General features: G+C 60.4%; 7 protein-coding genes and 1 pseudogene. 5 read left to right on the top strand and 3 right to left on the bottom strand.

Going from position 1 to position 10054, the window contains the following annotated elements; all coding sequences use genetic code 11:
• Window positions 1-139: pseudogene (locus tag VMU57_RS21045) on the top strand (IS481 family transposase); the annotation flags it as partial.
• 24 nt (window positions 140-163) lie between these two features.
• On the opposite strand, the gene VMU57_RS21050 reads toward VMU57_RS21045, so the two are convergent.
• Window positions 164-3199, bottom strand: a complete 3036-nt coding sequence (locus tag VMU57_RS21050; RefSeq protein WP_325387033.1) for an LssY C-terminal domain-containing protein — start codon at window positions 3197-3199, stop codon at window positions 164-166.
• Between the two features lie 161 nt (window positions 3200-3360).
• On the opposite strand from VMU57_RS21050, the gene VMU57_RS21055 reads away from it, so the two are divergent.
• Window positions 3361-3825: a hypothetical protein gene (locus tag VMU57_RS21055; protein WP_325387035.1), complete on the top strand. Its 465-nt coding sequence runs from the start codon at window positions 3361-3363 to the stop codon at window positions 3823-3825.
• A gap of 227 nt (window positions 3826-4052) precedes the next feature.
• Complete coding sequence (locus VMU57_RS21060) at window positions 4053-5786, top strand: MutS-related protein (RefSeq protein ID WP_325387045.1); 1734 nt, start codon at window positions 4053-4055, stop codon at window positions 5784-5786.
• Here the strand turns inward: VMU57_RS21060 and VMU57_RS21065 are convergent.
• Together VMU57_RS21065 and murJ are read right to left on the bottom strand one after the other, a co-directional pair.
• On the bottom strand, window positions 5783-6943 hold the full coding sequence (locus tag VMU57_RS21065) for a VWA domain-containing protein (protein ID WP_325387037.1): 1161 nt from the start codon (window positions 6941-6943) through the stop codon (window positions 5783-5785). The two genes, VMU57_RS21060 and VMU57_RS21065, sit on opposite strands and share 4 nt — an antisense overlap.
• A gap of 39 nt (window positions 6944-6982) precedes the next feature.
• A complete protein-coding gene (gene murJ, locus VMU57_RS21070) occupies window positions 6983-8710 on the bottom strand; it encodes a murein biosynthesis integral membrane protein MurJ (protein ID WP_325387039.1) in 1728 nt (575 codons plus the stop codon).
• Between the two features lie 65 nt (window positions 8711-8775).
• Here murJ and VMU57_RS21075 point away from each other — a divergent pair, with 65 nt between their 5' ends.
• On the top strand, window positions 8776-9696 hold the full coding sequence (locus VMU57_RS21075; protein ID WP_325387041.1) for a LysR substrate-binding domain-containing protein: 921 nt from the start codon (window positions 8776-8778) through the stop codon (window positions 9694-9696).
• Window positions 9697-9763: 67 nt separating this feature from the next.
• On the top strand, window positions 9764-10054 hold a 291-nt coding region (locus tag VMU57_RS21080; RefSeq protein ID WP_325387043.1), incomplete at its 3' end, for a putative sulfate exporter family transporter.

Genomic DNA, 10054 nt, shown 5'->3' on the forward strand with positions numbered 1-10054 from the left:
CCAAGCCTACAACTTCGCCCGAAGACTCAAGACCCTCAAAGGACTCACGCCCTACGAATACCTCTGCAAACTCTGGACTCAAACCCCAGACAGATTTAACCTCAATCCAATCCATCAAATGCCGGGACTAAACACCTAGCGTCTTTCCTTTAGACGGGCTGCCTTAGAAGGTGAAGGCGACGCCAAGCGTGAAGCGGTCCTGGAAGAACCTTTGATTGGGTTTGAGGACGTAGATATCCGAGGTGTAGTTGGCGTTGTCCAGCTCGATATCGAAGTCTTTGTAGCTGTTACGGATAATGTCCGGATTCCTGCTCCACGTCTCGCGGTAGTCGGCGCGCAACATCACGCGGGGAGAGATGCGGTACTTGATGCCCGCACCGTATTGCAGCCCGAATTGAAAGGTGCCCCCGCCCTCGAGAGGTGGCGTTCCGCCGAAGTCGAAGGCGGCCTTGAGCAGGCCGAGGTTGCCGAGGCCGAGCTTGAATGGGCCGGCGGGCTTTTTGAGCGGAGAGTCGGAGAGAGCGATCAGTTGAAAGGTCGGCCCTACGGCAATATAGGGTCGCCAGCGCGAGGTGGGCGGGCGAAGATGGGCGAGCAGGTTGTACTCAAACTGCCGGGTGGTCAGGCCGACCTGCTGCGAATCGATATTGACACTTTCATCGACAACAGGCTGGTCGGAGTTGTCCTGATAGACCTCGGCGCCCAGCTTGTATTTGCCCTGCTGGCGAAAGTAGGAGAACTCATTGGAGAAGTAGCGCCAGCTATTGACGGTGATGGTGCCTCCGGCGGTCCAACCGTCACCAACCTCGTCGAAGAGGTCGATTTCATAAAGCGGATCGCTGGGCACGCTCGATGTGAGAACGATCCCGACCAGGCTGAGATAGCTCTCTCGAAGATGCAGATAGCCGCCTTCAAGAGCGAATTCGTAGCGCGGCGGGTCCCATTTGTGGCTGACGGCGGGCTGGTAAGGAACGTCCGGCGTGGCCAGACGGTCATGCGGGCGGAAGGTGCGCTCGAGCAGGTGCGGCCCGGTTCCGGCCTCCTGATACTGCGTGCCCGAGGCGTCAGTCTTGCGCCATGCACCGTAGTCCTCGGGCAGCTCGCTGGTGCTGCGGAGGTAGTTGCGCACCTTGAAGCCGCCTGAGATTCCCTGGTAGATGAGGTTGCCGCGATAGACGCTGTTGCGGATGGTGAGCGCGGTGTTGCGGGTGCTTCGCTGGAAACGGTTGGGCGCCGGAGGCACGACCTCAGGCGTGGTGCGTGGATGATCGCAGGAGTTCATGTGAACCACAGCAATCTGGCCGTCGGTCAACAGGCGGTCGCCGGTGGAGTTCGAGGCGTCGGTGGGCACCCAGGGCCGTGGCACCATGTCGAGGCTGGAGACGCAGCCGGTGAACTTCAGGTCGTTGACGATCTTCGAGCGTTCGTTGTCGATGTGCTCGTCGATCACGTGGATGAAGGTCTTCTGCCTGCGCGAGAAGGCGATGCCGGTGTCCTGCGTGGACGAGGCGGTCAGGACCGTCTGGCCGTCCCACGCGGCCGTGGTGGGAAAAACGCGCAGATGATGCCGCGCGGCGAAGGTGTTGGTGGTTTTGCTGAGGGTGTAGATTGGCGCGCGCTCGTCGAGCAGAAGGACGGACATCGGCGCCTGGGTATAGGTCTGGTTGCCGCTGATCGTCTTGAGCGTGCGGAAGGTCGAGCCGGCGGTCAGCTCATCGGAGGGCAGCCAGCCCGCTGCCGCGAAGGCGCGGTGCAGCGCCTCGGGCGAACCGATGAAGACGAGGTTGGTGAGGTCGGAGACCTTGTTGCCCGCCTTGGTGCGGGTACGGAAGGGAAGAGTCTTGACGAGCGTCTGAAGATGTTCGCGCTGAGCGGCATTGTTGGCCGAGGGCAGCACGGAGAAGGGATAGGTCCGTGTGGTGATGACCGGCTTTACATATTCGAGAATGAGCTCGGTGCCGCCGTTGTAGAGTATCTCCGGCTCCGCGAAGCCAAGCACAGCGCTGCCCGCCGCCGAGGCGAAGATGTAGGCGATGGGGTCGATGCCCGCGAAGGAGAGTACGCCGTTCTCGGCGGAGTTGCCCGCGGTCCCGGTGGAGCGGATGCCCTGCACCTTGCCATCGGCAGTCACCTTCTCGCGCGAGTTCTCTACCTCGAAGGTGCGCGCATCGAAAGCAAGCGTGTGGCCGTCGGGAGTAGTGGCGTGGTTCCAGACGATGGTGAGGGCGGCGGTCTCGTGTTTGAATCCCCAGCCAACGCCGTTGGCGTGGGTGACGGTGCCGTCGATCGCGGAGTCTTCGGGAAGGAAGATGCTGCCGTCGACCACGAGCGGCTCGATGGAGACCGCGTGGACAATCATGCCCTCTTTCTCTTTGCGCGATGAGAGGGGCTGCAACAGCCGCACGGAGAGCCTCGTCCCGGCGGGGACTCCGGTGATCTTTTCGAGTGAGGACTGCGGGATGGCAAGATCAGTCGTGCCGGTGGCAACGTGCAGTGTGGCCCCGTCGGTGTGCCAGCGGCCTTTGTGGATGGTGCCGTCGTGGCCGACGGTCATGGCGGTGCCGTTGGGAAAGACCTGCAGGTACATGGGCGACGCGGCCGATGTCTGCGGCGGAGTATAGATGTCATCGAGGCCGGTACCAAGCAGGCTCGCGACCTTGAAGCTCTGCTTGCCCTCCACAGTGGTACAGGTAAGCGAGTCGCCGGTGAAGGTCGGCGAGGATTCGCCCGGGAGAACGCCGGTCATAGCGTCGGTGCTGCCAACCAGCGTGAGCGGCCGGGCAGTGGCGGGGTCTGTGCCCGTGAGCGCGAAGGCCCAGCCTCGATGAGAGAGCTTTGCCTCCTGAAGCGACGCATGGTCGAAGGGAACCGTGCCGAGAGTACGGCGGCGTCCGGAGTCGAGATCGTAGTAACGCAGCAGGTATTGCCGCTTTGCGACGATAAGAATGAGCGCGCCCTGGCCGTCTCGAACCGGCCACGCCTGCATGGCGTGCTTGGTGATGCTGCGCGGCTTGCCTTTGCTGCCGCTCACGGTCATCTGGGCGACGCCGTCCTTGTGGCCCGGCTTGCGGACGATGGTGATCGTGGTGACAGGCGAAGATTCTGCTGCCATGGCGGAAGCTGAGGTAAGAATCGGAAGAGCGAGCAAAAGCAGGGAAAGGACGGCAGTCTTCGAGACGGAACTTTGACAGGTTCGCATTGGGAATCGCTCAGGGATAGCAGATAGGGGACGCATTCTTTCGCTTTCCTCAAAACCGGAAGCATCAATGGAGCTGTCGCACTTAAAATGCCTGAAGTCGCAGGAGGCCGGGTGAAACAGTTGCAAGCTGTTGCATGATACGAAGTTAACCAGCAAAATAGATGCTCGATTTCCCCCACGAGCATATCATCGCGGCGATTCCGCAATCGTCAACGGCGAGACGAAATCTACTGATTGCCCCGGCTGGTATCATCTGCACATCCGGTTTTCGGACTGAAGCAAAGAGGCAGGCTATGCGAACACATCGCTATCGACAGGTGATTCATACGCTGGCGTTCTCGTTTCTGGTCCTCTGCGTCACGAATCAGTTTGGCGGCCTGGTGATGGGCGAATTAGGCAAGCTGATCGCGTTCCTTATACTGACCGGGCTCATTTTCTTCATTATTAATCGTTCGTCGGCGTTGTGGCGGATGATCGCCTTCGGGCTCGCCAGATTTGCTGGACTTGTCTGTGCGTTCCTTCCTCCGCTTAAACTGATCCGGCATCTTCTACCGGTCGCGGCATCCTTGAACGAGCTGGCTCTTCCGAGCCGTTACCAGCGGCCGCCGCCAATCCTCTTCCAGTAGTCCTCTCCTGCAATCGAAGCGCACACCGTCTCAGGACAGGTGCGCCTTCATCGCTTCCATCACAACTTTCGGACGATGAATCCGGAGAAGGAGAAGGTATTCCTGTGAGTGTTTCGTGCCTAATCGATGTGCCGCAAGACGGTTCTAGTTCAATTTCAGCTCAGTTAGTTTCCCCTCTGACTGCCTATACCGATCAGCGGAACGAATCTCAGAGTCAATTGAAGTCTGTGCAATCGAAGCGGCTGCTTTCGCTGGCCGCATTAGTCGGCAGCTTCGGATTATCGGCGTTCCTGATAATTCTGGCACTGTCGCATGCAGCATTTCCTATAGCGTTCTCCATCGTCGCCGCGCTCGGCGGGTTGTATTTCTATCTGCAGTATGACCGCACGGGCGAACAATGGAAGAGGCTGGCGCAGCAGCGCGATTACTTCGAGCGAGGCATCGCCCGTTTGACCGATGACTGGCAGGGCAATGGCGTTGACGGACTGGACTTTGCCAGAGAGGGGCACTTGTACCAGTCGGACTTGAACGTTCTGGGCAAAGGCTCGCTGTTCGAGCTTCTGTGCACGACGCGGTCTCAGGTCGGAGCAGAGCGTCTGGCCTCTTATCTGCTTGACTCAGTGGGACAGGAAGAAGCCACGCTACGACAGGAAGCAGTGAAAGAACTGCGAGACGAGACGGCGCTGCGCGAAGAGATATTCAGGCTCGGCAAGTATCGTTTGCAGGATTGCAGTGGGGAGTCTTTTAAGGATTGGCTTAACCTGCCCAGGCTTGCTGTTCCTCGGGCGGTTTCAATCCTCGTATTGATCTCCAGCTCTGCCACTTTGCTGCTCGGTCTCGGCATTTTTGCCAGGATATTTTTGTGGAGTCAGTGGATTCCGCTGCTTGCACTGCTCGTCGCAATCCAGTTGGGAGTCGCCGGTGCATTGCTGAGGAAGACTCGTCCGCAGATCGCAAAACTTCGCCTGCTCGCCGATGCGCTTCCTTTGTTGCGTCATGGAGTTGCTCTGATGCAGCGTCAACGTTTTAACTCGCCGAAGTTGAGCGCACTGGTGCGGAGGGTCAGCGCCCGCGACGCTTCTTTCCAGATACGCAAGGTCGAACGGCTGATCCTTGCCTTCGATCAGCGCGAGAAACCGCAGTTTCTTTATCTCTCCATGCTGTTGGCCGCGGGAACGCAACTGGCGCTTGCTGTGGACCGATGGAGATCGCAATATCAAGAGGACTTCATCGGCTGGCTCGATGCCTGGGCGGAGTTTGAAGCTCTGAATGCGCTCGCGGGGTATGCCTATGAACAGCCCGGCTGCGTCTTTCCCGAGCTTGCTGAAGGCGCTTCGACATTTGAAGCGAAGCAACTTGGGCATCCTCTGCTTCCCGTAGACGTCTGCGTGGGAAATGACGTGCTCCTCAATCATCGATCTCGCTTGTACCTGGTGAGCGGCTCCAACATGGCTGGGAAAAGCACTTTTTTGCGAGCTATAGGCTTGAACACCGTAGTTGCTCTGGCGGGAGGTCCTGTCCGCGCATCGAGCGCTCGTCTTTCGTGCTTTACCGTTTGTGCTTCGCTGGCGATCACCGATTCACTGGCCGACGGCAGATCGAAGTTCATGGCGGAGGTCGAGCGGATTAAAAACATGATCGCCTGCACGGAGACTGGCAGGCCTGTTCTTTTTCTGATCGACGAGATTTTAAGCGGAACGAACTCGGAGGACCGCAGAATCGCCGCTGAGGCTGTGGTAAAAGCGTTGCTTACAGGAGGTGCGGTAGGTGCCTTGTCCATTCATGATCTCGCATTAGCCGAGATCGCTGACGATACGGCTGGTGGGGTGCTTGTCTGCATGGAGAGCAGTTGCGCGGATAGTCCGCTGAAGTTCGACTATCGTCTCAAGCCGGGAGTGGCTCGCCAGTCCAGCGCGTTGGCCATTGTGAGAATGATGGGAATCTCCGTGGCGGACGACTAGGGCTGAGGTTGTGCTGTTGCCGCATCGCCTGCCCAGTAGCTGCTTCGCGCCGTGACGACGAGGTCGGGGTGGTCCTTCAGCGTGACCGTGATGGCGTGAAGCCCGGGCTGCGGCATCTGCGGCTGGAAGCTCAGGACATAGCGATTGGGAACGTGATTGGAGATGGTCGCGAGGCCGCGTTCGAGGTCTCGCTGGCTGTTGAAGTGGAAGTACTCCCCGCCGGTCAACTTGGCCACCGTCTCAGGCGCATTCTTGTGCAGGCCGTTCATGCCGAGGATCGCGGCCATCTTGGCGAGACGCAGCGGCGGCAGAAGTTCGGCGAGGCAGTCGTAGTACTGCGTGCCTTTGGACTCCTCCGGCTTGCCTTTCGTGCCATCGTCTCTCACCGTGGGATCGGTATTGGGATCGTGCGAGAAGCAGCCGTGCTCGGGGCCAGGATTTGGGTCGTTGAGTTTGGAGGCCTCGTGGCTGATGCCGCTGCGCGAGGAGGAGAAGGCAAGGCTATAGATGGCGGTGTTGGTGTCGCTGACGGCGCGGAGAGCGTCCTCGATCCTGACCTTGCTGCCGTGATCGACTGTCTCGCCGATAAGCAGGATGGCGCGCCGGTATTGCGGAGGCTGCTTGCGCAGCAGATCGACGGAGTAGTCGACCGCATCGAGGATGGCGGCTCCGCTGTCGCCGGGAGGCAGGTTCTGAATGGCGTCTTCCATCAGCGCCAGGTTAGGAGTGAAGTCCTGCAGAATCTCAGGCTCGCTGTCGAAGGTGACGACCGCGATGCGGCGAGGCACCTGGCCCACGATCGACTCGATCATGGTGGCGAGGTTGTGGTACTTGTCGAACTGGCTGGCTCCGCCGCCGCCGGTTTCGATAGCCACGACCAGCGCCAGCGGCTGGTCGCCGGTGTCCTCTTCGAGATGCACCTTCTGGTCGACGTTGTTGTCGGTGATGGTGAAGTCGTTGGCGGTCAGCGTGAAGACGAGGTCGCCTTTTTTAGTCTTCACCAGCGTAGGCACAAGCACCAGTGTGGACTGCGCGCTGATGGTCGTGACCGGTGCTGCGGGAATGGGCGCGTTAACAGGTGCGTTGCCGGGCGCTTTCTGGGCGCAGACCAGTGCAGCGGGGAGAAAGAGGAGCGCGACTGCGGCACGAAGGTGCATGATGGCTACTATAACCGCGGGTGAAGGTAGAGCGAAAAATCAGGCACGACGCAGGCGAAGCTGGCTCGGCAACGTGGAGCCGGTAATTCGAAGCATTGCCCAGCAAAGCATCGCCCATACGCAGGAGCCGATGGCGATCATGGCCAGGTCTCCGGGGTGCCCGTGGCCAAGGGGCAGAAGACGAACGCAGGCATAGGTCCCGCCGAAGCTGATGCAGGCTGCAAGCAGAGCGCGTGCCAGCTCCCCGCCTTCGAGCCCGGTGATTGAGACCAGCTTGCGGCGGTGAAGAAGGATGGCCAGCGTGAGCGTGTGGGTGAGGATGCCCGCGTCCGACGCTACCGCCAGTCCAGCCATGCCGATGCTGTGAAAGAAGAACCGATAGACAGGGATGGAGAGCAGGGTGATGATGCTTCCCGCTACTGCTGGCGTGAGCGTGTTGCGAGCCGCGTAAAAGGCGCGGGCGTAGATGCCTTGCGCAGTCCAAAGTGCGAGCGAGATGGCGAAAATAGCAAAGTACTGCGCGGTGTCGGCCGCGTCGGTGCGATTGAAGGAGCCCCCACGGAAGAGATCGACGATGGGTGGCGCGAGGGCGATCATCCAGGCAGCAGCGATGAGCGAGGCCGCGAAGACGCGCGAGACGGCGCGGTTGACGGCAGCGGCGAAGTCGCCGAGGCGGTCCTGGCTGAAGAGCGAGGAGAAGAAAGGCAGCGAGGCTGCTCCTGCGGCCTGCCCAAGGATGCCCATCGGCGCGTTGAAGAGCGTCTTGGCGACCGTGAGGTGCGAGATGCCGCCGGGATCATACGAAGCGAAGAAGCTGAGGATCCATTTATCCGCAGTGACGAGCGAGACCCCGATCATCAAGGGGAGAGAAAGACGCAGCCACTCGACGAAGGCCGGATGACGGATATTGAAGATGGGATGGTAGCGAAGTCCTTCGCGGGCCGCTCCGAAGGCGTTGAGAGCGGCGGGGCCAAGAATGACGCCAGCGAGAACGCCGATGACCAGCGAGTAGATCCCGAATCGCTGGGAGAGGAAGACGGCTCCGAGGATGATGCCGAGGTTGTAGATGAGCGGAGTGATGGCCTGATAGATAAAGATCTTGCGAACGAGAAGCTTCGAGCCGATGACTCCGCCGATGAAGAAGAAGAGCTGCGCCGGAAGCAGCAGGCGGGTGAGCGAGGTAGCAAGCGCCGCGTCTGCTGGGGTGAAGCCGTGGAACTTCCAGTGGACGTAGTAGGGAGCAAAGATCTCCGCGAGCACAATGGCCGCGCCGAGGACGATGATCATGGCATTCAGGATGATGGAGATGGCGCGGTCACCACCCTCTTCATCGCCTTCGGCCTTATAGCGATTGAGAATCGTTACCAACGAAATCGACGCCACGCCCCCGACGAGGAAGTAGGCCAGCATGTCGGGCAGCTCGAAGGCAGCGTAGTACGCATCCGTCTGAGGGCCTGCGCCGAAGATGTGATTGATGTACTTGGTGCGGACGAGCGCGAGGACGCCTGAGAGCAGCGTCGAAAGCATCAGCAGCAGTGTGGCCGAGAAGGCGGAATGAGCGGCCGAGGGACGAAGCCACGAAAACAGTCCCTGGCTGGGAGTCGGTATCGTCTGCAGCGCAGGTTCAGGCGTGGGCTCGGGAGCGAGTTCGGGCGTCAGCTCGGATATCGGCTCAGGCGGGATCGAATTGGAATTGTTGTCGGCAGCCAAGGGCGCGAAGTCTCTCTGCTTTTTATTTTCAGGTCTATCGTTGATTCTATCGGGCATGGATGCCGGGCTTATGCTGGTGGGGTGGCGGGGCTGGTTCGCCTGCGATGTGAGGGGATGAGGGCGTGGAGAACTTTCGGCTGAGGGTGTTTCGTGCGGTCGCAGCGGAGATGAGCTTCCGCAAGGCAGCGGAGGTGCTGCATCTGAGCCAGCCCGCCGTCAGCCAGCAGGTCCGTTCGCTCGAAGAGGAGGCTGGGGCTCGCCTGTTCGACCGCGGCAACAGCGATGGGCATGGCAGCCAAATCGCCCTCACCGAGGCTGGGCGTGTGCTGCTCGAATACGCGACTACTGCCGCGGAGACGATGGCCGAGGCGCAGCGTGCGCTCGCAGCGTTGAATAACGATGTGGTCGGAGAGTTGAGGCTGGGTGCTTCCACGACGATAGCCCAGTACGTGTTGCCGAGAATTCTGGGAGCATTTCTGCGGCAGTATCCGAACGTCCATCTCTCGGTGATGAGCGGCAACACCGAGCGGATTGCCGAGGCGGTGGCCGAAGAGCGGGTGGCGCTAGGCCTCATCGAGGGGCCTGCGATGCGGCGCGATGTAAAGACGGAGCGGATGGTCGAGGACGAGATGGTGCTGATCGTCTCACCGGGCCACGCGTGGGCGCGGGCGGGAAAGGTAGCTCCAGCAGAGTTGGCGAAGGTGCCGATGCTGCTGCGCGAGCGCGGGTCGGGGTCGCGGCGCGTGGTCGAACGAGCCTTGAAGAAGGCAGGGATTCCGCTGCGATCGCTGCATGTCGCGATGGAACTGGATTCGACCGAAGCCATCATCTCGGGTGTGGAGGCGGAGCTTGGCGTAGGGTTCGTCTCGCGCTGCGCCGTCGGCAAGGCGATGCGGCTGGGAACGGTGCGGATAGTGCCGGTGAAAGGGCTGGAGATTGTGCGGGACTTCAGCTTCATCCGTCTCGCCGGTACAGAGGCCACCGGCGCTGCGGCTGCATTTCAGCGGTTCGCGATGGGAGCAGGCGGCTTGCCTGTTGGATAATCGGGTTGATAAGAAATAGTTATCGCCCATTCAAAAGTACGTCTCGACGTGCTCCCTGCACGAAGCCATGCTGGAAGACATGGTACGCAACCTCTTCTATATCGGCATCATCGTTTCGGCGAGCGGATTGATCGGCCCTCCGTTTGCGCTGGCGGCAGGGTTGGCATTTGGCCTGACAACGGTCCATCACTTCCACGTCGAAAGCAGGCAGCTCTCAAAGTTCCTGCTGCAGGCGGCGGTCGTCTGCCTTGGCTTTGGCATGAACCTGAAAGAGGTGGTCCATGCGGGTCGCTCTGGATTCCTCTACACCGCCATCAGCATCACGTTTGTGCTGACCCTTGGCTTGCTGCTGGGCAAG

The sequence above is a fragment of the Edaphobacter sp. genome, from assembly GCF_035532915.1.
GTDB lineage: Bacteria > Acidobacteriota > Terriglobia > Terriglobales > Acidobacteriaceae > Edaphobacter.

Coding starts and splice junctions, on each gene's coding strand:
- VMU57_RS21055 (WP_325387035.1), top strand. CDS start 3,361: ATGCTCGATTTCCCCCACGAGCATATCATCGCGGCGATTCCGCAATCG.
- VMU57_RS21065 (WP_325387037.1), bottom strand. CDS start 6,943: ATGCACCTTCGTGCCGCAGTCGCGCTCCTCTTTCTCCCCGCTGCACTG.
- murJ (WP_325387039.1), bottom strand. CDS start 8,710: ATGCCCGATAGAATCAACGATAGACCTGAAAATAAAAAGCAGAGAGAC.
- VMU57_RS21050 (WP_325387033.1), bottom strand. CDS start 3,199: ATGCGAACCTGTCAAAGTTCCGTCTCGAAGACTGCCGTCCTTTCCCTG.